At 54.3% G+C, this 22,030-nt stretch carries 25 protein-coding genes and 1 pseudogene; 15 read left to right on the top strand and 11 right to left on the bottom strand.

The window, feature by feature from the left end; translation table 11 throughout:
• Positions 1-241 precede the first annotated feature (241 nt).
• From ABFB52_RS13630 to ABFB52_RS13610, 5 genes are all read right to left on the bottom strand, one after another.
• Entirely contained in the window at positions 242-1,198 is a 957-nt protein-coding gene (locus tag ABFB52_RS13630; RefSeq protein WP_129972574.1) for a PIN domain-containing protein, read from the bottom strand.
• Positions 1,199-1,651: 453 nt separating this feature from the next.
• Complete coding sequence (locus ABFB52_RS13625; protein WP_129972575.1) at positions 1,652-2,386, bottom strand: hypothetical protein; 735 nt, start codon at positions 2,384-2,386, stop codon at positions 1,652-1,654.
• Between the two features lie 5 nt (positions 2,387-2,391).
• Positions 2,392-3,474 (bottom strand): hypothetical protein, encoded by a 1,083-nt coding sequence (locus ABFB52_RS13620; RefSeq protein WP_129972576.1) that lies wholly within the window; start codon positions 3,472-3,474, stop codon positions 2,392-2,394.
• A gap of 250 nt (positions 3,475-3,724) precedes the next feature.
• Positions 3,725-4,678, bottom strand: coding sequence for a retron St85 family RNA-directed DNA polymerase (locus tag ABFB52_RS13615; RefSeq protein WP_085654107.1), 954 nt, complete (start codon positions 4,676-4,678; stop codon positions 3,725-3,727).
• Entirely contained in the window at positions 4,675-5,622 is a 948-nt protein-coding gene (locus tag ABFB52_RS13610; RefSeq protein WP_129972577.1) for a retron St85 family effector protein, read from the bottom strand. The genes ABFB52_RS13615 and ABFB52_RS13610 overlap by 4 nt, the downstream gene beginning before the upstream one ends.
• A gap of 486 nt (positions 5,623-6,108) precedes the next feature.
• Between ABFB52_RS13610 and ABFB52_RS13605 the strand changes: the two genes are divergently transcribed.
• The 6 genes from ABFB52_RS13605 (at position 6,109) to yfcF (ending at position 11,027) form a co-directional block, all read left to right on the top strand.
• On the top strand, positions 6,109-6,327 hold the full coding sequence (locus tag ABFB52_RS13605; protein ID WP_011333849.1) for a hypothetical protein: 219 nt from the start codon (positions 6,109-6,111) through the stop codon (positions 6,325-6,327).
• Between the two features lie 542 nt (positions 6,328-6,869).
• Entirely contained in the window at positions 6,870-7,229 is a 360-nt protein-coding gene (locus ABFB52_RS13600; RefSeq protein WP_085747406.1) for a hypothetical protein, read from the top strand.
• 317 nt (positions 7,230-7,546) lie between these two features.
• A complete protein-coding gene (locus tag ABFB52_RS13595) occupies positions 7,547-7,969 on the top strand; it encodes a DUF4952 domain-containing protein (protein ID WP_129972578.1) in 423 nt (140 codons plus the stop codon).
• A gap of 351 nt (positions 7,970-8,320) precedes the next feature.
• Positions 8,321-9,295 (top strand): quinone oxidoreductase, encoded by a 975-nt coding sequence (locus ABFB52_RS13590; RefSeq protein WP_129972579.1) that lies wholly within the window; start codon positions 8,321-8,323, stop codon positions 9,293-9,295.
• Positions 9,296-9,330: 35 nt separating this feature from the next.
• On the top strand, positions 9,331-10,260 hold the full coding sequence (locus tag ABFB52_RS13585) for a LysR family transcriptional regulator (RefSeq protein ID WP_129972580.1): 930 nt from the start codon (positions 9,331-9,333) through the stop codon (positions 10,258-10,260).
• A 134-nt stretch (positions 10,261-10,394) separates the two neighbouring features.
• Positions 10,395-11,027 carry a glutathione transferase gene (yfcF, locus tag ABFB52_RS13580; protein WP_129972581.1) on the top strand — a complete coding sequence of 211 codons (633 nt, stop codon included), beginning with the start codon at positions 10,395-10,397 and terminating at the stop codon, positions 11,025-11,027.
• Between the two features lie 89 nt (positions 11,028-11,116).
• Here yfcF and ABFB52_RS13575 read toward each other — a convergent pair whose 3' ends face one another.
• A complete protein-coding gene (locus ABFB52_RS13575) occupies positions 11,117-11,572 on the bottom strand; it encodes a GNAT family N-acetyltransferase (protein ID WP_129972582.1) in 456 nt (151 codons plus the stop codon).
• A gap of 49 nt (positions 11,573-11,621) precedes the next feature.
• Positions 11,622-11,894, bottom strand: a complete 273-nt coding sequence (locus tag ABFB52_RS13570) for a hypothetical protein (RefSeq protein ID WP_129972583.1) — start codon at positions 11,892-11,894, stop codon at positions 11,622-11,624.
• A 157-nt stretch (positions 11,895-12,051) separates the two neighbouring features.
• On the opposite strand from ABFB52_RS13570, the gene ABFB52_RS13565 reads away from it, so the two are divergent.
• The 3 genes from ABFB52_RS13565 (at position 12,052) to ABFB52_RS13555 (ending at position 14,294) form a co-directional block, all read left to right on the top strand.
• Positions 12,052-12,810 carry a sulfite exporter TauE/SafE family protein gene (locus tag ABFB52_RS13565; RefSeq protein ID WP_129972584.1) on the top strand — a complete coding sequence of 253 codons (759 nt, stop codon included), beginning with the start codon at positions 12,052-12,054 and terminating at the stop codon, positions 12,808-12,810.
• A 104-nt stretch (positions 12,811-12,914) separates the two neighbouring features.
• Positions 12,915-13,823: an alpha/beta hydrolase gene (locus ABFB52_RS13560; protein WP_129972585.1), complete on the top strand. Its 909-nt coding sequence runs from the start codon at positions 12,915-12,917 to the stop codon at positions 13,821-13,823.
• 165 nt (positions 13,824-13,988) lie between these two features.
• The gene (locus ABFB52_RS13555) at positions 13,989-14,294 is read left to right on the top strand and encodes a hypothetical protein (protein WP_240865174.1); all 306 of its coding nucleotides are present in this window, start codon (positions 13,989-13,991) and stop codon (positions 14,292-14,294) included.
• A gap of 79 nt (positions 14,295-14,373) precedes the next feature.
• On the opposite strand, the gene ABFB52_RS13550 is transcribed toward ABFB52_RS13555, so the two are convergent.
• Positions 14,374-14,820: an anti-virulence regulator CigR family protein gene (locus ABFB52_RS13550; RefSeq protein WP_011333836.1), complete on the bottom strand. Its 447-nt coding sequence runs from the start codon at positions 14,818-14,820 to the stop codon at positions 14,374-14,376.
• Positions 14,821-14,910: 90 nt separating this feature from the next.
• Here ABFB52_RS13550 and ABFB52_RS13545 point away from each other — a divergent pair.
• A pseudogene (locus ABFB52_RS13545) lies at positions 14,911-15,015 on the top strand (phytanoyl-CoA dioxygenase); the annotation flags it as partial.
• Positions 15,016-15,072: 57 nt separating this feature from the next.
• Positions 15,073-15,990, top strand: a complete 918-nt coding sequence (locus ABFB52_RS13540) for a helix-turn-helix domain-containing GNAT family N-acetyltransferase (protein ID WP_129972587.1) — start codon at positions 15,073-15,075, stop codon at positions 15,988-15,990.
• A 69-nt stretch (positions 15,991-16,059) separates the two neighbouring features.
• On the opposite strand, the gene ABFB52_RS13535 is transcribed toward ABFB52_RS13540, so the two are convergent.
• Positions 16,060-16,794, bottom strand: coding sequence for an SDR family oxidoreductase (locus tag ABFB52_RS13535; RefSeq protein ID WP_129972588.1), 735 nt, complete (start codon positions 16,792-16,794; stop codon positions 16,060-16,062).
• Between the two features lie 180 nt (positions 16,795-16,974).
• Positions 16,975-17,919, bottom strand: a complete 945-nt coding sequence (locus ABFB52_RS13530) for an AraC family transcriptional regulator (RefSeq protein WP_129972589.1) — start codon at positions 17,917-17,919, stop codon at positions 16,975-16,977.
• A gap of 286 nt (positions 17,920-18,205) precedes the next feature.
• Here ABFB52_RS13530 and ABFB52_RS13525 point away from each other — a divergent pair, with 286 nt between their 5' ends.
• The 4 genes from ABFB52_RS13525 (at position 18,206) to ABFB52_RS13510 (ending at position 20,798) form a co-directional block, all read left to right on the top strand.
• Positions 18,206-18,970: an SDR family oxidoreductase gene (locus ABFB52_RS13525; RefSeq protein ID WP_011333890.1), complete on the top strand. Its 765-nt coding sequence runs from the start codon at positions 18,206-18,208 to the stop codon at positions 18,968-18,970.
• A gap of 177 nt (positions 18,971-19,147) precedes the next feature.
• Entirely contained in the window at positions 19,148-19,522 is a 375-nt protein-coding gene (locus tag ABFB52_RS13520) for a hypothetical protein (RefSeq protein WP_129972590.1), read from the top strand.
• A 19-nt stretch (positions 19,523-19,541) separates the two neighbouring features.
• Positions 19,542-19,799, top strand: a complete 258-nt coding sequence (locus ABFB52_RS13515; RefSeq protein ID WP_039773158.1) for an Atu4866 domain-containing protein — start codon at positions 19,542-19,544, stop codon at positions 19,797-19,799.
• Positions 19,800-19,880: 81 nt separating this feature from the next.
• Positions 19,881-20,798, top strand: coding sequence for an AraC family transcriptional regulator (locus ABFB52_RS13510; protein ID WP_102718781.1), 918 nt, complete (start codon positions 19,881-19,883; stop codon positions 20,796-20,798).
• Positions 20,799-21,127: 329 nt separating this feature from the next.
• Here ABFB52_RS13510 and ABFB52_RS13505 read toward each other — a convergent pair whose 3' ends face one another.
• Positions 21,128-21,886: an SDR family oxidoreductase gene (locus ABFB52_RS13505; protein ID WP_129972591.1), complete on the bottom strand. Its 759-nt coding sequence runs from the start codon at positions 21,884-21,886 to the stop codon at positions 21,128-21,130.
• Positions 21,887-22,030: the final 144 nt, after the last annotated feature.

The following is a 22,030-nucleotide window of genomic DNA, read 5'->3' as shown; positions in this document are numbered from 1 at the left end:
TGAATCGCCTATGGTTAGGCAGAGGTCGTTGAGCGGCAGCATTCGGCCAATAGCTGCCGCTAGTAAAAGAAAAGCGAGCACCCCGTTTTCTATCTGAGGGAGCGAATAATCATTAGAATTTTATTGTAATCGTTGTAACGAGTCCTAATTTAAAAAAGCGACTTCACTTCGTGAAAATCGTAGCACTCTAGAACAGGCTGACTGATCAGCATGAAAGGTGCTTCTGTATGATTGACAGATTTCAGTCATCGAACGGCTCATATGCTCGACCTTGTTCGGTTAGCTCATAAACACCATCACCAACATCTACGATTAGTTTCATTTTCATGAGTTCATCTATTGCATCAGTAAGATGATGCTCGTCAGGTAGTGTTTGGCCCAGAGTCACGTTTTTCATTGTCAAAGTGAAAAAATTGCCTTGGACCTTTGAGATTATTTGGGATGATTTTCTAATCGCAATTTCCAGTATGGAGTCGGCCATTCTTGATGGGGGTTTTCTGGAGTTTAAATCCATATCAGCCTCTACCGATTCTAAACGATCTGAAACCGCACCTAGAATGTTAAGCGCATCACTCACAGATTTTACGATTGTCAGGCTTTTCCCACAATTAACACTAGCGAATTCATCCCTAAGAATCTTCTTGTTTTCTGTGAACGTCTTATCGTTTGATACGATTATCAAATCCTCATCACAGAATTCAAGCAACTCCTCCCACAGTAGCTCGTCGCAAACCGAGTGTCTATCAGGTGATATTGGCGGATTTCCTAGTATCTTCCGCGTTTTAGCCTTGGTGATAAGCTTCTCTTCCGTTTCTATAAAAGTGCAAATTTTAGTAAGGTTTTCGTATGCATCAAGCACAGGATCGTCTCCCGGCTTAGGTTCAAGCATTGCGTTAATCTTCCTCTCCAACTCTTTTCCAAGCTTGTGAACCTCGGATTGTAGACGCGTTGCTTTTTGATGCTCAACCATGTCTCGCACCACCGCCGTGGTGAAGATCGAGATGGATGAGGTTTTCTTAATCTCTTTAGCAAGATTAATTAATTGCGCCGTTCGATTTCGCTGAAACTCTCTATACCCTTGCTCTGAAATTATGAGTTTGTCTTTTAGTTTTTTTAGCTCTTCAAATAAAGACAACCTATCACGCGCACCTCGATAAAAATCAAGATATATATTCGTATCAACAAATAGCTTTGTCACTTTCATTCCTCGCCAGCAATTAAATTACAGTTCCTTCCAAAAAAAGGAGCATATATCCCACACCAGTAAAAACTTTCTAAAAGGGTGAGCTAGGCCTCCGTCGGGCAGAGTATTGCAGTATCCATACTCCTCGCGACTTATACGTGTATTACAGGGGGTTGAGGGCATGGAAGCGGGATCTGGACTCCCAACAGACGTTTCCAGCAAGGGCATTAAGACTGTTATCACCTGATTACAGCATCTCTAAAGGTATGAACAGTATCAATCGCTGCACAACGCAAAAAGATTAGGAGACATTGACGGTAGCAATGGTACGTAAATGTCTACTCACGGACGTAGGCTTTTGGCCGGAAGACGTCAACCACAAACGACCGCTTCCGGCCGAAAGCAGTCGCTGATGCATGATTATTAATACCTAAACTAACAGCGCCATGTACTGGAAAAACTGGTGCTTTACTGACCATTAACGATTACGTATGTAGAAGCGAACCATATAGAGTCTTTTCCATTAATTTTATTCGCCCCTGATATATTAATATTCGAACTGAAGCTGCATTGTTGAATATCAGCTCCTTGCGCAGCATCTTTTGAGGACAAGGCTGAAAAAGTCACATAGTAAACACCGGGCTCCTTAACCGCAGCGAAGAAATTTAGATTTCGTTCGGATGCAATTGGAATCCTCAAATCGAAAAGAGGGCTATTTTTCACTTGTGGGTTGTTGGATATTTTCTCATAGAGCAGAGGGAAAATCGTTTTATCAGCCCGCGCTTGCCCCTCAAAATTGTATGAGATCCTGCTTACTGATAGAGAGTCCGGACAAAGTTTAAAGTAGATAGCTTCGTTACTGCTATTTTTAATAGTTACTGTAGGGGTTAGATAATACCCATCACTAGCTTTAACCACTGAAACTTTTACAGATAAAAATGTAGACTCTGTATCTTTAATTCGCTTTTGGATATCCGCAAGCTCTGCCAAAGCCCGATCTTTCTGCTGTAGTGCGTCAAAGGTATATGCCCCCCAGAGAAGTGTTGCAAGCGCGCAAGAGGCTATAACAAAATTATTATAAGCTTGATGATGTCGTAAAAAATCGTACACGCGTGCGTGCAGGACGACTCTAAAATTATATATGGCAAACGCTAGGGCGATTAATGCCCCAAAACAGATAATCCATACCCACATGGTCGACATAATCCCTACCTGCTTGAGTATCGCGGAGTGCCATCTTGAGGGAACAGTTCCGGAGAAGGTTCTTGGTCTACGAAGGATCGATTCTGACCAGCAGGCTTCACCCAAAGCGCCTGCTTAACAGCTTCCAGATCCACATTGTCCTTAACAACTGGAAGGTTTTGCGTAATCACCGGAGTTACATCTTCCTTGATTCTCTCCAGCTCCGCATCTGCGAAAGCAATGGATTGATTAAAAAGCAGCGCCAGCCCAACAAGAAAAGCAACACCTGAGCGTAGTGAATTTGATTTAAAACCGTACCATATATCTCCAGGCGACATCATCACCTGTTGCGAAGTAAGGACTAACAAACTTTCTCGATCAAAACGCTTCATCACATCGAGAAGAGTTTCTAGAGTTACTTGATCACTTGAAAGATCAAAGCCCTCTTTATCCCCAATCATCAGAGACAAAACCTGAAGCCTATCCATAACTTCTGACAAGTTTTTTAATGAATGATGACTAAGGTCGCCAGCCTGATTGACGCGAAGACTACTATAATATGTTCCATCACTTACAAAAAAAGCACTCAACCAATGATGGATTTCTTTTGAGTTATCCCCCAGAGAAAATATTGCTTGGTAAGCGTGAAAGCTTTTAGCCAAAGTTACGGGAATTTTACTGCGCTCAATTGGATCGCCCCACGTTACAGATCTTCTAACGATGAATCGTTCAGAGTCAGAAAACGCTTGACTAGCAACGTAAGGATCTCCGCTAATTATTCCAGGATAGATATTAGATCCCGACAAAGTAAATACTACATCGCCAATAGCCATCTCTTTTAAAAAAGAAAGGACTTGTCCCCGCACATTGATCGTTAGATTTGGCTCTATTGCATCACAAATTGTGAAGACATCTTCACCCTTAGCTTCACGAAGAACCTCAAAGACATCTTCGTCAGGGGTAGAGTTATCAAGATGCGCCATTGCAATGCAGCCCATCTCGAGGAAATTGTTGATAAATCTATACCTGGATCCAGGTCTCACTACCCAGCACTTTGACTTCAGATTTGCGTGTCTAACAACAATATCGGAATCTTGTAGATCGTCCATGGTGTGATTTAACCCGTCTATTTTTTGCGTACAAATTGGCGATGATAACAAAACTATAACGCCCATAAGATAATGTCAATATGCCTGCTCTAAAAATCGATGTCTTGTATGCTATAGAGGGCCAGATTCTGTTGTCGCACAATGCCGAACTACGAGCATAATTAATCCGTTGATTTTAAATAAATATCAACCCAGCATATTGGTGACTCAACGGTGGCGACGGGCGCGCCGCAAAACATTGCAAATAATTTTACTTTATTCTTTTTCCTCTTTGCCTAAGCAAGTCCGAAATGATTTTCCCTGTATATTTCCCCCTCATTTTTGCGACAAACAGAGGTTCAATATCTTGAGCAAACCCCATCAACCCTTGAAGATGGAGTATTGACTCCTCATCTAATTTATTTTGCACATAATGGTGAATCATCGAGCTAATTAATCGCTTCTTATCTCGACCTAAAGAAACATTGTTATCATTGGTTATAATTAGCCCAGTAATTCGGCGCTGCCTTTTCTTAGAGGCATACACTGTTTTTTCCGAATTTATTTTAAGTCTTGGATAGGGAATATTTTCAAGCACCTCCAAAATGAAGGCTTCCACGTCAAACATTACACCCTTATCATTCGTTGAGAACGTCAAATCATCGGCATACCGGGAATAGACTATACTTCGATCCCTGCACCAACCTTCCATTGCCAGATCAAAATAATACATTATTGAATTCGACAAAATTGGCGAGCTTGGAGCTCCAATACTTAGAGCAAGCCGCGAAGTAGATCGCTCTCTAACGCAACTGACTCGCGCGATATCCTTTATGCTTTGCGCTGTTAATTTCCCACATAGCACGTAAGACAAATGCTTTATCAAATCCAATTCAGTTATGGATCCGAAAAAGTTTGAAAAATCAAACTTAGCAATATAACTATTTTGCCTATGCCGCTCTGCGTTGTCCTTTATGCTTGAACCCTGTTTATATGCTGCAGCGCATTCGTGAACCGGAAGCTGAGCAAACAAACTTTCGATAAGAATACCTTGTATTACTTTGGTTTCTTTAGCGGGCTGTGCAATAGGCCTCATGCCACCAGATTTTTTGGGTATAAAATAACGTTTGTATGCATATGGTGCTCTTACTATCAGTCGAGCTACATCATGCTCAGACAAGGATAACACTTCTGACATATGCTTGCGAAAGTCATACAGGATCATTTATGGCCTCCCAGTTTCGCACGATCAATCGCTCTGTTTCGGTTCCTTTCTGCCGCTGTTATTTTATAATAATCAACACATTCAACACGCAATCGCAAAGGGTCAACAGCCATACCTGACTTTAAGACGAAGCGAAGGCTATGGAAAGTATCATCATCACATGCATAAAACGTTGAATCACTATACTCAATCTTTCTTACAAGTCTGAATTCCTGAAGAAGAAAAAGCTTTCGCCTTAGGTCGTCCCTATGCACCTCACGACCTAAGCTTCTTATTGAATCAATCAGCTCTTTTTCCTTAAGGGCGACAAACAATCTGAGCAATTCATAAATCAGCACAATAAGATGAATATTATTATGAACATTGAACGCCTGGGTTTTTTGAAGCTCTAATATTTCCGCAGCAATATCCTCAAGAACATCGCTTACTACATCATCAGATATGTCATTTGGAAATTTTGGACTCCAAGGATAAATTTTTACTCCTGTGCCATGCTTTTCTTTAATATGGCGAAGAATACCAAGATTGATAAATGAGCTAGCACCCGCATATTCTTCAGGAACAAAAACAATCAATTTTTTATTGAAGTCTGGCAACTGTGAAAATGCTCCCAGCTCAGCAATCGCACCTTCGCTTTCAACTGCGATAGCCACCAATGAGCACACACTACCGAGATCGGCTTCGAAATCCATCAGGTTTCTGAAGACACCATCTTCGTGCCAAGACTTTATTTCTTCGGGGCGGAATATATGCGGTGACACAGCCATTTGAAGCGCTTTGCGCTTCACTGCATCGCGAAGAGAACGGACTGGAGGCTCGTCAGCGTCCGCATGTTCCTTTTCCGGAACATGTCCCCCGCAAAGTAAAACGATTGGATTTTTTGAGAAATGAACCTTGCTCTGCTCAAGATCAACGTCTGCAAGAATTCTTTGTCGCGGATCCATGCGATGTGGGCTCTTTACCAAGAATCAGCCGCAGACAAGATCTGTGGACCGGAGTGAGCGAAGCGAGCGTAGGGCCGCAGATCTTGTCTGCGGAATAAAACAACGCAATGTAATTGAGTCTGGCGAAGCGCCTGACTAAGCAATGATGGAAACCATCAAGCTATGAACGCGTAAAGAGATGTCGAATCTAGATCAGAGTGCCATCACTGTCAACGGCTCGGTATTCTCCCCCAATCTTCATAAGACCAGACTGCTTTAGCGCAGGAGGTAGCCCTGCGGTCGCGTGCGAAGGTCCTCTTATGGCCGGTAGCGGTCGCTTGCCGACGTCCGCTTCTGGCCGATAGCAGACACTCCCAACGAAAAGAGGAGACGGATGTATTTTCCGATGAAGAGCTCACTTCTCTTGGCCAGTGAAGGCATTGTGATAGCATGCGTCCGCCCCCCGGAGAGGGGGAAATTTTCTACATCCTGCAAGGAATATGCCCCGTGAAAGACTTCGTCATCAGCGTCAACAACACCGTCCTCTATCTCTCTCTCGCATTCATCTGGCTGGTCGCTATCGTCGCGATTTTCACCAGTGGGTTCCTCCCGGCGCTGGGTATCTTCGTGGCCGGCACCCTGTGCTGGTGCATCATTTCCGGCTTCTGGTTCGTCCAGTCGGCGACCTACGAAGAACTGCGCAAGCTGAACGCCAGCAAAAACTGAAACATCAGGGTGGAGCCGTAGCGCCCCGCCCTACCCCGAGCGCTTGGTTCCGTGCCAAGCGCTTCTCTCTGCTGTGAACTACTCGCACGACCCCGCCTTCTCCGACCTCCACATCACTTCGCCCCCCTTTCCCTTTCAGCCGACGAGGGACCGGACTGTTTTCAGGAAATAAGCTCCCACCTTTGAGCGCTTAAACAGCTCCGTTTAAAGCAACCCGCCGTAACTTCCCCAAGGCTACAACGCCTTGCGTCATTGCCTACGACTACGCCAGAATCCGCCGGCTTGTGCGTCTACGACGCGGGTCTTATCGTTTCCCGGTCACTGAAAAACAGTGATGGGGTTTGGTAGCCCGAGACAAACACAAGATGCAGAGCACACCATCGCGGCGGTCAATCGCCCCGGTTTTATGGTGGCCATGCACAGGGCGTCTTCGGGCGCGCCGGTCTCCTTGTGTCCCGGTCTACCAACCTGCGTATGGCCACCACCCAACGTTTGGTAGCGAGTGGGTGATGGCTCCTGATGACGACACAAGGAGTTTCACCATGATAAAACCAACACCCAACCCACCCAAAACCGACCCCACCTCCCCCTACGAATCTCCCAACTCCAAAAAACTCCACGACGCCGCCGAGCGCGCGCTGGATCACTACCTCTTCCCCGCCGCCGGGATCATGTCGTCCTTGAACGAGCCCGAGCGGATGTACCTGGCCAATCCGAAATTCAACACCGAATGCCTGCTGGCCAACGCCAGCGAAAACCTCGGAGCGGCCAGTGAGATACTGAGCAATTTCGCCGCCACGCTCGATCCGTCGCATCGCAAGACGGCGATTGGTATTGCGCAGGTGGTGATGATTGCCGAGCTGGCGGTGAATCAGGCGCTGGATCACGTCGAAGTGGCGTAATCGGTCGGCTCCTGTAGGAGCAGTCAGTGGCTGCTTCTACAGCGAAATTTGTGTGGGATGCCTGGGTGCCCGTTCAGCTTTCACAATGCTGGATATGGTGAAATTTGGAGATTCAAGAATCAGACGTACCTCATGGCCCTCGAATCGCTGAGCCCTCTCCAGTTGATGATCTGCTGATAAGAGCCACCCAGAAATCCCATGCTTATTTACCCTCGCTATACTGCCGCGCAGCAGACGAAGGTTTAGCTGTTCAGTACCGATCTTTGTTTCTGGCGGTGCGAGGGTGTCTTGGGGGAAATGAGGTCGTGGAAAAATAGATGAAAAAGTTATTCCTTGGACTCTTGTTCGGAGTGCTATCTGTCTTGGCCGGTTGCGCAAAGGCTGAACCGCACTGTGAAGACTTCCTGGCAAAAATCAGCGACAAACCTGAATTTGTTGAGCTTCTGACGTGCACCCAGGACAGCGACATACAAGGGAAACCTTTGATTGCTCGCTACCGAGTAAAAGGCCTTGATGCGCTTGAAGCTGAACGATACATGCATCAGAGCTTCGGTCTGCCACAGCTTCAGCATATGTGTTGCGGATGGGATTCAGCACCGTTCTTCTATCGCGATAAAAAAACACATGTGGGGTACATGCTGGGTATGGGGTCCGAAGAAACGCCAATAGACAAAAGGGATTCGTGGTCAGAAATTAAGTATTTCTACATTAACGTTTCCCTCTTTACTGAAGACACCTAAACACAACGTCGCCCAACTCGGATTAACCAAAAAAGCGTCGCTAGTCGACGGCTGAATCTGGAAAGAGATTTCCTCCAGGCGGCTTCTGTAGCGCGTCCACCGCTGCTGCAGGAAAAAGCGCGGCTCAAGAGGTTATGGAATGCAAAACAGCCCGGGCCGACACCCTCGTTAACTACGAAGGGCGTCGGCCCGGGCTGTTTGCGTTTCAGTAAAGGGCGTTGAATTCGAACCACGCGGGGCCTTGATCCAATTACTGCATCGAATGCACTTATGAACTGCATTCAACCCAACTAGTGCTCACCACGCAGATCTTTAGACTTTCCCCACGATCAACGTAAGGGAGCGTTCAACATGGTCACCACCGCCGTCATCCATCAAACCGGTGAGCCTCAGGTCATTCAGCTTGAGCAATCCACCGCGCAAACACCCGGCCCCGGCGAGGTCTGGCTGGAGCAGTTGGCCATTGGCGTCAACCCGCTCGACTTGAGCCAACGTTCCGGTGCCGCGCCGTTGGCGTTGCCTTCCGGGTTGGGGCTTGAGGGCGCCGGACGTGTTGTGGCGGTAGGTGCCGATGTGACGAACGTGGCCGTCGGCGACCGGGTCGCCTATGCCACGGGCCCTGTCGGCGCCTATGCCAGCGCCCGCCTCTACCCGGCCAATCGGCTGGTGAAGATCCCCGACAGCCTGAGTTTCGAGGACGCGGCGGCGGTGCTGTTCAAGGGCATTACCGCGCAGTATTTGCTCAAGTCCACTTACCCGGTCGGGCCGGGTTCGACGGTGCTGATCTACGGCGCGGCCGGTGCGCTGGGGCAGATCATGGTGCCGTGGGCGAAGCATTTGGGGGCGTTTGTTATTGGCGTTGTGTCCAGCGCCGAGAGTGTCGAGCGGGCCCGGTTGGCGGGTTGTGATGAGGTGTTGGTGTTCGAGGCGGCGACGCTGGCCGACGCGGTGGTCGACCTCACCCAGGGCAAGAAAGTGGATGTGGTGTACGACCCGATTGGCCGAGTGTCTTTCGAGGCGTCGTTGAATTGCCTGCGTCCGCGCGGGTTGCTGGTGTCGTTCGGCATGGCGTCGGGGGCGCCGGCGCCGGTCGAGATCAGCACCTTGAATGCCAAGGGTTCGTTGTTCCTGACCCGACCGTCCCTCGCCGCCCACACCGCCACGCCGGAGGAATACCAGCAGCGTGCAAAGGACGTGTTGCAAGCGATTGACGCCGGTATTATCCAGCCCACTGTCGGGCGTCGCTATCCGCTGGCGGACGCCGCCCGGGCCCATGCCGATCTGCACCGGGGCGGTTTGCCGGGGGCGGTTGTGCTGGTGCCTTGAGTCTTTTTCGGGTCATCCACGAGGGTTGTCGTTGCATGGATCTGTTCGATAGCCGTCAGGCCGATGAAGTCGCCACCCTGCTTGCCCTGGCCGAGCACGGCTCGTTTGCGGCGGCGGGCCGGGCGTTGCAGCGCCATCCCTCGGTGCTGTCGAAACGGCTCAGCGCGCTGGAGTCGCGGCTGGGGGTGCGGCTGATCGAGCGCACCACCCGGCAATTGCGTTTCACCGATGAGGGGCAACGGCTGGTGGCGCGGTTCGGGCATGCGGTCAGTCTGATCGCCGAAGCGGAGCAAGATGCGCGCGAAGGTGCCGCCGAAGTTCGCGGGCGTTTGCGCATCGCCCTGCCGGCCGCCATGGGTCGGCTGTGGCTGGGCGATATCGTTTCGGCGTTTGCCCTGGCCCACCAGAACGTGGCGCTGGAGGTGGAATATGCCGAGCGCTTTGTCGATATCGTCGCCGAGGGTTTCGACGCGGCGATCCGCATCGGCGAGCTGGCGGACAATCGGCTGGTGGCGAAGAAGCTCTGCGATCACCGCCGAATCCTGTGTGCCGCGCCCAGCTACCTTCAACAGCACGGCGAACCGAAAACGCCGGCGGATCTTGCCGATCATCATTGCCTGGGATTTACCGGGTTGCATTCTTATCCCGAATGGCGGCTGACCCGAGGCGATGAGAAACACACTCTGAAAATTCGCAGCCGACTGGTCAGCAACGACAACGAAGCGCAGCTGTGTGCCGCGCGCATGGGCGTGGGAATTTTGGCCGGCGGCGACTGGCTGATGACCAACGACCTGCGCGAGGGGCGTCTGGCGCGGGTGCTTCCCGAGTGGCAACTGGATGCGGACACGGGAGTTTATCTGGTGCGGCCTTCGGCGCGGTTCAACACGGCGACGACCACGGCGTTCAAGGACTGGATCGAGGGCGCTTTTGCTGAAGGTGCGCCTTGGGTGACGCTGCCTCGCTGATTTGCAAACGGTGATGGGAAATCGTGTCGGCCTTTTTGCCCATTCCTGATGGGAATGCCCCCATAAAAAACATGAATTTTATTTAAAGCGTCGAATCTTTTAGCGTCGTCCACTCTGCATATGGAGATGACGCTATGAATGACTCAAGCCTGCGCCTTTACGTCGATGCTCAATTCACCAGTCCCTACGCAATGTCGTGCTTTGTGGCCCTTCGGGAAAAGGGAATCGAGTTCGAAATGAGTACCTTGGACTTGGACAAACTGGAAAACCAGGCCAGCGATTACGCCCGTCTTTCGCTGACTCAGAGAGTGCCTACCCTCGTGCATGGCGACTTTGCGTTGTCGGAATCATCGGCGATCACGGAATACCTGGAAGATGTATTCCCCCAGACAGCTGTTTACCCCCGGCACCCACAGAAGCGCGCGGTAGCGAGGCAAGTTCAGGCGTGGCTGCGCAGTGATTTGCTCCCGATCCGACAGGAACGCTCTACCCTTGTGGTCTTCTATGGTCAGAAATACGGACCGTTGTCAGCGTCGGCTGAGGCTGCCAAGCAAAAGTTGATTGATGTCGCTCAATGGCTGCTTACCGACAATCCGGACTACCTTTTTGGTGAATGGTCGATCGCCGACGTTGATCTCGCCTTGATGCTGAACCGATTGATACTCAACGGGGACACGGTGCCGGCTCAACTTGAGGATTACGCTCAACGCCAATGGCAGCGCAAGACAGTACAAGAGTGGATCAAGCTGGAACGACCTCGAGTTTAGGAAAAATGGGGACCGATCTACTAATCCCAAACGTGAAAATAGATCTGTCCCCATCAAGTAGGCCTCGTGCCTCTCTGCACTCTGGGGCGCTACAGCTCCAATGCCTTCGCCATGATGACCGTGCGCTCCGCCCCGTGAAACTCGTCTCGTACCTTTTCAAACCCAAGCGAAGCATAGAAGCCTTCTGCAGTGATTGAAGAAGGCACACGCAGCTGGTTCAGACCTGCATTGATGGCAAGTGATTGAATCCTCTCCATCAGGCGTCTTCCGACGCCCTTTCCTTGATGGCACGGATCGACAAACACACTTCGGACAATGTCGTTATCCAGACTCGCGGTTGCAACGATATGGCTGCCGGTTGTAGCTACGAAGACTTGACGCTCAGCCAACAGATGAAGGATCGCCGGGGGAGAAAAACTTCGCGCCACCTGCTCGATGATTTCGGCGGAGTAGTCCTGAACGTTGGATTCGCGCAAAGCACTGATGATCGTTCGACTGATCGCTGGCGCATCTGCATTCGTAGCGTTTCGAATCAGGTAATCCATTAAGGGCCGCTCCTTGCGCGTCATCAAAAAATGGGGAATACGAGCTGCTTTATATAAAACCCATCCTGGACCGGGAGTCGATCATCGTTTCGCGTATTGCCAGGTAAAGCTGACGATACGCCGTCACCAGTTGCGCCTGATTGAACGCCAGATTGCGCCCGCTGGGATTGGGCAGAATCCAGACGTCAGCGCCGCCGAACGTGTCCTCTTGCAGCCCCACTTGATCGACTTCTTGCCGGATACCCGCTGCCGCCAATAAGCCCGAATTGATTCCGCAGAACACCACGTAAAGGTCTTCGGTCAGGATGTCTTCAAGCCGCATATGCCCCTATCTCCCCAAACCGAACTTTGCCCGAGGCCCACATTCGATCCAGTTGGCAACTGGTCCGTGAATCGGCCTCGAAACTGTAACTGTTCATCTTGCAGACCGTGAGCGAAATTAAGGCCACTCCCCGCCCGAAATGAAGTGAGCACACGCCGTGGATCTGACCTTCACCACCCTCCTCGTCACCTTCGCCGGCGTGTTCCTGATCTGCTTCATGAAGGGCGCGTTCGGCGGCGGCTTTGCGATTGTCGGGATTCCGCTGTTGTCGCTGGTGATGGACCCGATCACGGCTGGCGGGCTGCTGGCGCCATTGTTCGTCGCCATGGATCTGTTCAGCCTGCGCTACTGGAAGCCTTCCACCTGGTCAAAACCCGACCTGAAGTTGTTGGTACCAGGTTTGATCGTCGGCATCGGCGCCGGCTATTTGCTTTTCCGGGTACTGGACCACCGCGCCATCGCCATCGTCATGGCGGCGATCACGCTGTTGTTTGTCGGTTTGTGGTTCAAAGCGGGCGGAGAAGTCCGAGTGCGGCCGCGCTCCTCACCCAAAGCCGTGGCTGCCGGCATTACTTCGGGTATCACGACGATGGTGGCGCATTCCGGCGGGCCGCCACTGGCGATCTATCTGCTGCCGCTGGGGCTGAGCAAACAGATGTATGCCGGAACGACCAGCCTGTTTTTCACCGTGGGCAATCTTCTCAAGGCAGTGCCATGGCTGCTGCTGGCCAAACCTACCGGCAATGTGCTGACGCTGATGCTCGTCAGCTTGCTCGCTGTACCCTGCGGCGTCTGGCTGGGTTGGCGGTTGCACGCCCGACTGGATCAACGCCAGATGTACCGCGCCTGCTACGGCTTGCTGGTGGTCACGGCATTGAAGCTGTTGTGGGATGGGGTCAGCGGATACCTTTCCTGAAGCGTTGCCAAAATCCAGTCCACAAACCGATCTGTGCCCATTATTCGCACTTCAGCGACCACAAATCCGTCTACGCTCCAGCCACCCCCTCTGGAGTGACCGCCATGATCCGCGCCCTGCTCACCGCTTCCCTGCTGCTGGCCATGAGTGTTCCGGCCCATGCGGACGTGACGCCCTTCCCCGCCTCGTTCCGCACTCAGGACATCGCCGTCGACGGTGCGAAAATCCACACGCGCATCGGCGGCAAAGGCCCGGCGGTGGTGCTGTTGCACGGTTTCGGCGACACCGGTGATATGTGGGCGCCGCTGGCGGCGGATCTGGCGAAGGATCACACCGTGGTGGTGCCGGATTTGCGGGGCATGGGCCTGTCGTCGATCCCTGCCGATGGCTACGATAAGAAGACTCAGGCCGGCGATATTCGCGCGGTGCTGGCTTCGCTGGGCATCGAGCATTCGGTGGTGGTCGGCCACGACATCGGCACCATGGTCGCCTTCGCCTACGCCTCGCGGTATCCCCAGCAGACCGATCGCCTGGTAGTGATGGATGCGCCCGTTCCAGGGATCCCGCCGTGGAACGAGATTGTTCGCTCGCCGATGCTCTGGCATTTCGACTTCGGCGGCCCGGACGCAGAGAGACTGGTGGCCGGGCGTGAGCGTATCTACCTCGACCGCTTCTGGAACGAGTTCGCCGGCGACCCGAAAAAAGTCGACGAAGCCACCCGCCAACACTACGCCAAACTCTACGCCCGCCCCGGCACCATGCACGCGGCGTTCGCCCAGTTCCGCGCGATCCGCCAGGACGCGGTGGACAACGAGGCGTCGATGAAGACCAAACTGAAAATGCCGGTGCTGGCGGTCGGCGGTGAGAAGTCCTTCGGCAACAATGAAGCCATCGTGATGCGTAATGCCGCCGACAACGTCACCGAATTGGTGATCGCCGGTGCGGGTCATTGGCTGATGGAAGAAGCGCCCGTCGAAACCATTCAAGCGATTCGCAGGTTTATTACGCAGTGACTGGCAAGCGAATTGGTGTCATCGGTACCGTTCAGCGCATCTCAGGCCACCGAGCCCAATCATTGACCGCATCAATAACAACCATTAATTCAATGAAGTTCTCATATCAAATCGAAAGCGTAGGATCTGCTCCATACCAACCCACTGCACACGGAGTACAGAACCATGAAACGCCAAACCCTCATCGGCATCGCCTTCTCGCTCTTCGCCCTGAATGCTTTTGCGGCGACTGAAACCGATCCATTGTTCAGTGATGCGGTTGCTGCTGCGACCCAGACTGATCCGCTGTTCAGTGATGCGGTTGCCTCTGCGACTCAAACCGATCCATTGTTCAGTGATGCGGTTGCTGCTGCGACCCAGACTGATCCGCTGTTCAGTGATTCGGTTGCCGCGACTGAAACCGATCCGCTGTTCAGTGATGCAGTTGCCGAAGGTGGTTCTGACCGTCTGATCGAAAGTCGTAACGCCTGAATGCCGGGTTTTACCGCAGTACCCGACGAAAGCCCGGCCTTATCCGCCGGGCTTTTTCATATGGGGACAGATCTATTTTTCAATCGAAGGCGCCATTCAGCACTTCATAAATCAGCCCGGTGGCCAGCGCGACCAGGATCAGATCGGTGCCGACCTGCTGCCATTCGTAGCCGTCGTAGTGCGGCAGTCTGCCGACCAGTCGACCATCGAGTTTCTTAGCTATCCCGGGCGGCAGTGGCTTGCCCCGCGCCAGGTTTTTCTGGATGCCGGGCGGCAACGCCGGGCCTGGGGTCCAGTAGCCACGATAGCCGTCCACAATCCCGATCACCCCGCCGCGATCGATACTCGGGCCGTGCCCCTGATAACCGCCCCCGCCTTTTTTCCCCTGATTGCCATGATCCTGGCTGTTATGCGGGTTGCCTTTGCCCTGCCCCTTTCCGTTGCCAGGATCGGCCAGCGCGGACACCGAAGTGCTCAACAGCGCAATACAGGTCGTGGTCGCAATCAACGTGCGTAAACCGGACATGGGTCGTTCCTTGAATGAATGGGTGTGTTTGGATTCTAGTCAGTTTTTTTTACAGGCATGGAGAGATGGCCCTGTCATCGCGGTCACGCGGCGACGCATCTGGAAACCGTGAGCCTCAGAAACATACGAATGGACACGACTGAGCGGTTTGTTCCGGCTGACTTTGCGTCCGGAATCGTGAAATCATTCATTTGACTTGCTTGCCTAAGGCAACTATATAGTTGCCTAAAGCAAACATATGAGCATCACGCCATGTCCACAATCACCGACCGCGCCGACATCGTCCGGCAGTTCAACCGTTTCTACACCCATCAGATCGGCGTGTTGCAGGAACACTTGCTGCAAAGCGACTACTCGCTGACCGAGCTGCGCATCCTCTACGAGCTCGCGTCCCAGGGCGATCTGACCAGCACCGACCTGCGCCAGATGCTGGGCCTCGACGCGGGATACATGAGCCGGCTCATCAGCGGTTTCGACAAAAAAGGCCTGATCCAGAAAGTCCCCTCCACCACCGACGCCCGCGCCAGTCAATTGCACATCACCGACCTCGGCCGCGAAATCCTCGCGCCGCTGGAGCAAGCCTCGCGGCAAGAAGTCATCACCCTGCTCGAACGCCTGTCCGAACCGCAGCAACAGCAACTGATCGCGTCGATGAAGCAGATCCAGACGCTGCTCGAGGGTGGTCAGCCAACGACCTATCTCCTGCGTGATCCGCAGCCCGGTGACATGGGTCTGGTGGTGCATCAGCAAACCGCGATCTACAGCCGTGAATACGGCTGGAATTCAGAGTTCGAAGCGCTGGTGTCAGAGGTCGTCGCCAAATACCTGCGCGAATTCGACCCAGCCGGCGAGCGCTGCTGGATCGCGGAGAAGGACGGCAAGGTGGTGGGTTCGGTGTTCGTCATCCGCCACGACGAAACCACCGCGAAACTGCGCATGCTCTACGTGGATGCCAGTGCGCGGGGATTGGGGATCGGCAATCGGCTGATCGAGGAATGCCTGCGTTTTGCCCGGGATGTCGGCTACAAAAAGATGATTCTCTGGACCACCAGCAATCTGGTGGATGCCCGCCGGTTATACCAGCGGGCGGGGTTTGAGTTGGTCGAGGAAGAGCCGATTCACAGCTTCGGCAAGGATTTGGTCAGTCAGACGTGGGCGATTGCTTTGTGAGGTCTATGCCCAGTCTTTATAGCCAGGCAGAACGGGGCACAAACCACGGGTGATTGCGCCCGGAACGGCTCAGTGCGGACTGGCGGTCGGACGAACCACAATCTCACTCACATCGACATCGTCGGGCTGTTCGATGGCATAGGCGAGCGCTCGCGCAATGGCGTCTGCATTGAGCGCCACACGGCGGAAGGCTTTCATTTCCTCGCGGGCCACATCATCGGAAATCGTATCGGCCAGTTCGGACTCGACCACACCCGGGCACACCACGGTGACGCGGATCTTGTCCGTTTCCTGACGCAGACCATCCGAGATAGCCCTGACTGCGAATTTGGTCGCGCAGTACACCGCGGCGGTAGGAGAAACCGCGAGGCCACCGATCGACGAGATATTGATGACCTGACCGAAACCCTGCGCCTGCATGTCCGGCAGGACAGCGGCAATACCGTGCAATACGCCACGCACGTTGACATCGAGCATCTGGTTCCATTCGTTGACCTTCAACGAGGCCAGCGGAGACAACGGCATCACGCCCGCGTTGTTGATGATCACATCGACCTTGCCATGTTGGGTCTTGGCGAACGCCACGAAGGCGTGCATCGATTGCAGATCCGTAACGTCCAGTGCGCAGGCACTTGCTGAACCACCTTCGGCCTGGATCTCGCTGACCAGTCTGTCCAGACGCTCGGTACGGCGGGCACCGAGGACCACATGCGCGCCTTTGGCGGCGATCAACCTGGCCGCTGCTTCGCCAATACCGCTGCTTGCACCGGTAATCAGGACGACTTTGTTTTGAATGTTCGACATATCCGTAGCTCCTGCTGTCTGCATTGAGGTTCAGCACCGACCGCTGAAGACGCGTTCGTTGCTGCGGGGTACGTCGAAAAGATTAAGGGCGCAGACCTGTTCGACGCGTGCCGAAACCTGCGCAACTTTTGCCTATTCGTGTCTGTGTGCATCGCCTGCAAATTTGTAATGAAGCGCCGCTCACGCTCCACGGAACTCGCTGGGCGTTACGCCCACTTCACGACGAAAGACCTGCGAGAAGTGACTGGGGCTTGAGTAACCGACCTCCAGCCCGACGTCGATGATGCTAAGGCGGGTTTCCAGTAGCAGGTGCCGCGCACGAACCATACGCATGCGAATGAAGTACTGCGATGGCGACAGCCCCGTCGCCCGCTTGAACAGGCGGCTGAAGTGGTACTCGCTCAGCTCGGCAAGGCTGGCCAGTGTTGCCAGGCTGAATTCAGCGCTCAGTTGCGCGCGCATGGCGTCGGTGACTTTGCGCAGTTTGTAGGCTTGCAAGGCGTTGACCCGACGCCCGGGCTGGCTTTCAGCGAGATAGCTGCGCACCAGATGCACGGCCAGCGCCTGCGCCAGAGAGCGGGCGAAAAGCGCGCTGGGCGAGCGTTCCAATAGCAGCTCGGTGCGCAACTGCTCCATGACAAACGCGACGCGCCCGTCCCGTGCCCCTGAAACATCGCGCAAACGCACAGACCCGGCGTGCTGGCCCGACAGCTCTCGAGACGCTTGCTCGATCAAGGGCAGCCCCAGATAAAGATGCATGACTTCGAAGGTATCGCCTCCGTGCGTCTGCCAGCGCATTTCATACGGCTCATCGGAACTGGTGAGGAAAAAATCGCCGGCACTGACCTGCGCAGCTTCCCACTCGCCCCCCAATGCACGCTCCTCTACCGTCGCCGCCCCGGCCAGAACCAGAACGAGCAGCGGTTCCACCACTGCAGGCACGAGAATGGGCTCAGTAACGCTGCGATGGGTAAACAGCTGAATCACCACGTCCGTGATTTCCGGACGCGAGGGTAACGCCTGCGGTTCGCCTGGCAGGAACTCACCCATCGACTCGCCGTTGATGCGCAAGTCTCGAGAGGATGTCGACAACCCGTCCTGGGAGGTACGCCCGGTATTTGCCATGAACTCGTCCTTTTCAGATTCGGCTGTGCGAAGCCAGACAGGTCTCGGATGCTTGCCCGCACGCCGTGTCACGCAGACCGGCTCGATGATATCGGGCTTTTCCCGTGGGTTGAATCGAGCACCGAACCTCCCTCACTGACATTCAGCGCAAAACCCCGACAGCGTGGGCAATCTCACGAAAGCCGACTTTGCCTCGCTGCGAGACAGTAGGCCCGTCGCCGATGAAAGCGCCTCGCCGGCGCCAACACGGCTTATCCCTACTCGATCAAAAACGCTGGAGAACATCATGACCGACTTCAAGAACAGCACCCCAAACGAAGTGGCCGGTAAAGTCGCACTGGTCACTGGCGCGGCCAGTGGCATCGGCAAGGCCATCGCACTGCTGCTGCATGCCCGCGGCGCCCAGGTCATTGCTGAAGATATAAACCCTGAGGTCGAAGCACTGGCACGCCCCGGCCTGGTCCCCCTGGTGGCCGACATCACTCAGGACGGGGCAGCCGAGCGCGCGGTCGCCCTGGCCGTCGAGCAATTCGGGCGGCTGGACATTCTGGTCAACAACGCCGGCATTATCATCAATAAACTGGTCATCGACATGACCCGCGAAGACTGGGAACGCATTCAGGCGGTCAACGCCACGGCGGCCTTTTTGCATAGCCGGGAGGCGGTCAAAGCGATGATGCCCAACAAGTCCGGATCGATCGTCAACATCGCGTCCTACGCCTCCTATTTCGCCTTCCCCACCATTGCGGCCTACACCGCCTCCAAAGGCGCGCTGGCCCAACTGACGCGCACCCTGGCGCTTGAGGTCATTGGCCACGGCATCCGGGTCAATGCTGTCGGTGTCGGCGATGTGGTGACCAACATCCTCAACAATGTGGTCGACGACGGCCCTGCCTTTCTCGCCCAACATGGTGAAGCCGCACCGATCGGCCGCGCCGCCCAACCGGAAGAAATCGCCGAAGTGGTCGCGTTCATCGCCTCGGACCGGGCCAGCTTCATGGTCGGTTCGGTGGTCATGGCCGACGGCGGCATGACGGTCACGGCCGGCTGAGCCGCAGCACAAACGCGCCGCAGGACATGCCCGACCAACCCGAGAGGATCAGGCAAATCTGCGGCAGTTTCGTCCTAACACCGCTGCGCTCGGCTACGTAATCTGAAAGCACGCAACGGATGCAGACACAGGCCACGGCAGGCCGCTCAGATGAACAACGTCAATGAGGACTGAACAATGAAAAACGCAAAACGGCTTTCCCTTTCACTGGTGATCGGCGCGATGGTGGCCTGCGCGATCAACCTTTCCTCGACCAGCCTGTACCTGGCCGCTGACGGTGCTGATCGAACTCCCGGCATGCGCGTGAGTGAAGGTGGCAGTGACCGCACTCCGGGGTTCCGCGTTGCCGCTGATGGTTCGGACCGCACGCCAGGCATGCGCGTCACTGAAGGCGGCAGTGACTGCACTCCAGGGTTCCGCGTTGCCGCTGATGGTTCGGACCGCACCCCCGGCATGCGCGTAACTGAAGGTGGCAGTGATCGCACTCCGGGTTTTCGCGTTGCCGAAAACGGCTCTGATCGCACGGCTTTGGGCCGTATCGGCTCAGTCTGAACATCCGAGGAGAAAAGTGATGAAAGATGCCAAAAAAACCACTCAGGACCATCGTTACGCAGGCATGTGGGTTACCGCGGATGGATTCATCCGTCATGAGCTTCTGACGACTGGTCGTTACGACGAGGCCCGTGGTAAAAACAAGAGCGCCTATCAGGGCCGCTATGAACTGGTCGGTGATTACATCCAGTACTGGGACGACACCGGCTTCACCGCTGACGGCCACTTTCATGACGACGTGCTGTATCACGCCGGAATGATCCTGTATCGGCAATGAGTACTTTGATGATGTCGGGCGAATATCGTCTGCCTGAAAAGCTTCAGGCAGACGTTCATCAACACTTGTGAGAGCCTTGAAATGGAACAGAGCGATGCTTTCATCCTTCAAAACACAGCCGTCTACCGTGACGAACTGGTTCGCCTGCTGACGCAACGCTTTACCACACCCGGGATCTATGAGACCGCCATAGCGCCCCTGCATGTCATCCGTTTCGATGCACCTTCGGAGCTGATCCATACCGTGCACAAACCGGCACTTTGCCTGATCGTGCAAGGACAAAAGGAAATCGGCCTGGGTGACGACCAGTACCTTTACGACCCCCTCAGCTACCTGGTGGTTTCGGTCACCCTTCCGGTGTCCGGTCGCGTGCTGATGGCCAGCCCGGAGGCGCCCTACCTGTGTATCCGGTTTGATTTCGAGCCCACGGAAATCGCTCAGGTCATCGCCGACGCTCCACCGGCGGGCGTCCCGGACGAGCCGGAGCTTGGCCTTTTTCTTGAGAAAGTCGATGTGCCGCTGCTGGAAACCATGCTGCGGCTGGTCCGGCTGCTGGAAACACCGAAAGACATCGGCATGCTGGCACCGCTCGCCCTTCGCGAGTTGTATTACCGCCTCCTGCGGGGTGTGCATGGACGTCGTCTGTATGAGCTTGCCCTCGGCGACTCGCAAACGCGACGGGTAACCCGGGCAATCGATTGGTTGAACAACCACTACACCCAACCCTTGCGCATCGAAGAACTCGCCCGGGTCGCCAACTTGGGCAACTCCACATTGCATCATCGCTTCAAGGCGGTGACAGCCATGAGTCCGCTGCAGTATCAGAAACAACTGCGCCTGCAGGAAGCCCGCCGGCTGTTGCTCGGCGAAGGGCTGGATGTGGCGAGCGCCTGTTATCGAGTGGGCTACGAAAGCCCGTCGCAATTCAGCCGGGAATACAGTCGCCAGTTCGGGTGCCCGCCCTCCAGAGATGCCAGCCGGGTCCGGCATCCTGCGTGAACGCCTGGCCGGAGCCAGTTCAGGGCAGCAGAACGCCAGGGAAAGATCCAATACGACGGTTATTGAAGGAACCATCGGAGGTTGTTTAAGGGTTTCGGCCTTCGCTGTTTGAAGACACTCTGCGTTACTTCCTCAAGGCTACAACGCCTTGCGTCATTGCCTACGACTACGCCAGAGTCCGCCGGCTGCGGAATGAGTGTTGACCGAAGCTGCCATGGTGGATGGCAGCTATCGGCCAGAGCAAACGTTGCCGATTGTGACCAGGTCCAATCTCCAGTGTCCGCCCTCTTTTTATGTCGTGGAACAGGCCGTTCGCAGCGACAGAGACTTCAGATTTGCGACAAACCACCGTCGACCATCAGCTCCACGCCGTTCACATATCTGGCGTCGACCGAGGCCAAAAACAGTGCCGCGCTGGCGATTTCTTCAGGTTGTGCCATGTAGCCCAATGGCGTGATTTGCTCGACGTATTGGCGTAGTGCAGCGATGTCGCTCTCGCTCATTTTCAGCCCGTTGTCCATCAGCGGCGTGCGTGTGAAGCCAGGGCTCAACACATTTGCGCGGATTTTGCGGTCCTTGAGTTCGTTGGCCCACGTGCGTGCAAATGATCGCACCGCGGCCTTCGACGCGTTGTACAGACTCAATCCCTCCATACCATTGCTGGAGCAGATTGAGGCGGTCAAGACGATGGACGAATTGTCTTTCATCAAGGGAAGAAGTGTTTGAACGCTGAAAAAAACGCCTTTCACGTTCACGTCGAACATGGCGTAGTAAGCAGCCTCGCTGGTCTCTCCGAGGGGATTTTTCTCACAGATCCCGGCATTCGCGAAGACCGCGTCAAGCCGGTCGTCCCGCGCCTGGATTGTCGCTTTGAGCGCGTCGAGATCGGCTTGGCGCGAGACGTCGGAAACCACCGCGACAGCTTTGTCGCCGAGTCTGGCAACCGCCGCCTCCAGCATTACCGCTGCCCGTCCAGTGATGTAAACGCGTTTGGCGCCCTCGGCGATCAAGGCTTGCGCAATGGAAAATCCGATCCCCGTGGAACCGCCGGTCACTACGGCAACCTGATCGCTGAATTTTCCTGACATGTCTGACTCCTCGGTCGTTGATAAAGAGGTCGTCTGAAACGACCTTGCTCATGGTGAGCGTCATCGGAGTAGAGCGGCACTGACAGGAATGAACATTGATCGTGCAGTTTTGTAAGGCGAAAACGCAGGAGTGACTCCCTAAAT

The organism is Pseudomonas sp. 9.2(2024) (assembly GCF_039695385.1).
Classification (GTDB): Bacteria; Pseudomonadota; Gammaproteobacteria; order Pseudomonadales; family Pseudomonadaceae; genus Aquipseudomonas; species Aquipseudomonas paraglycinae.
This window is presented reverse-complemented; position numbering and strand designations above follow the sequence as displayed.

What these genes read in the sequence shown, in the direction of transcription:
- ABFB52_RS13560 (WP_129972585.1), top strand. Translation starts at nt 12,915, where the DNA reads ATGATCCGCGCCCTGCTCACCGCTTCCCTGCTGCTGGCCATGAGTGTT.
- ABFB52_RS13515 (WP_039773158.1), top strand. Translation starts at nt 19,542, where the DNA reads ATGAAAGATGCCAAAAAAACCACTCAGGACCATCGTTACGCAGGCATG.
- ABFB52_RS13625 (WP_129972575.1), bottom strand. Translation starts at nt 2,386, where the DNA reads ATGTCGACCATGTGGGTATGGATTATCTGTTTTGGGGCATTAATCGCC.
- ABFB52_RS13535 (WP_129972588.1), bottom strand. Translation starts at nt 16,794, where the DNA reads ATGTCGAACATTCAAAACAAAGTCGTCCTGATTACCGGTGCAAGCAGC.
- ABFB52_RS13530 (WP_129972589.1), bottom strand. Translation starts at nt 17,919, where the DNA reads ATGGCAAATACCGGGCGTACCTCCCAGGACGGGTTGTCGACATCCTCT.
- ABFB52_RS13590 (WP_129972579.1), top strand. Translation starts at nt 8,321, where the DNA reads ATGGTCACCACCGCCGTCATCCATCAAACCGGTGAGCCTCAGGTCATT.
- ABFB52_RS13555 (WP_240865174.1), top strand. Translation starts at nt 13,989, where the DNA reads ATGAAACGCCAAACCCTCATCGGCATCGCCTTCTCGCTCTTCGCCCTG.
- ABFB52_RS13610 (WP_129972577.1), bottom strand. Translation starts at nt 5,622, where the DNA reads ATGGATCCGCGACAAAGAATTCTTGCAGACGTTGATCTTGAGCAGAGC.
- ABFB52_RS13600 (WP_085747406.1), top strand. Translation starts at nt 6,870, where the DNA reads ATGATAAAACCAACACCCAACCCACCCAAAACCGACCCCACCTCCCCC.
- ABFB52_RS13615 (WP_085654107.1), bottom strand. Translation starts at nt 4,678, where the DNA reads ATGATCCTGTATGACTTTCGCAAGCATATGTCAGAAGTGTTATCCTTG.
- ABFB52_RS13550 (WP_011333836.1), bottom strand. Translation starts at nt 14,820, where the DNA reads ATGTCCGGTTTACGCACGTTGATTGCGACCACGACCTGTATTGCGCTG.
- ABFB52_RS13540 (WP_129972587.1), top strand. Translation starts at nt 15,073, where the DNA reads ATGTCCACAATCACCGACCGCGCCGACATCGTCCGGCAGTTCAACCGT.
- ABFB52_RS13525 (WP_011333890.1), top strand. Translation starts at nt 18,206, where the DNA reads ATGACCGACTTCAAGAACAGCACCCCAAACGAAGTGGCCGGTAAAGTC.
- ABFB52_RS13595 (WP_129972578.1), top strand. Translation starts at nt 7,547, where the DNA reads ATGAAAAAGTTATTCCTTGGACTCTTGTTCGGAGTGCTATCTGTCTTG.
- ABFB52_RS13570 (WP_129972583.1), bottom strand. Translation starts at nt 11,894, where the DNA reads ATGCGGCTTGAAGACATCCTGACCGAAGACCTTTACGTGGTGTTCTGC.
- ABFB52_RS13520 (WP_129972590.1), top strand. Translation starts at nt 19,148, where the DNA reads ATGAAAAACGCAAAACGGCTTTCCCTTTCACTGGTGATCGGCGCGATG.
- ABFB52_RS13575 (WP_129972582.1), bottom strand. Translation starts at nt 11,572, where the DNA reads ATGGATTACCTGATTCGAAACGCTACGAATGCAGATGCGCCAGCGATC.
- ABFB52_RS13505 (WP_129972591.1), bottom strand. Translation starts at nt 21,886, where the DNA reads ATGTCAGGAAAATTCAGCGATCAGGTTGCCGTAGTGACCGGCGGTTCC.
- ABFB52_RS13585 (WP_129972580.1), top strand. Translation starts at nt 9,331, where the DNA reads ATGGATCTGTTCGATAGCCGTCAGGCCGATGAAGTCGCCACCCTGCTT.
- ABFB52_RS13510 (WP_102718781.1), top strand. Translation starts at nt 19,881, where the DNA reads ATGGAACAGAGCGATGCTTTCATCCTTCAAAACACAGCCGTCTACCGT.
- yfcF (WP_129972581.1), top strand. Translation starts at nt 10,395, where the DNA reads ATGAATGACTCAAGCCTGCGCCTTTACGTCGATGCTCAATTCACCAGT.
- ABFB52_RS13620 (WP_129972576.1), bottom strand. Translation starts at nt 3,474, where the DNA reads ATGGACGATCTACAAGATTCCGATATTGTTGTTAGACACGCAAATCTG.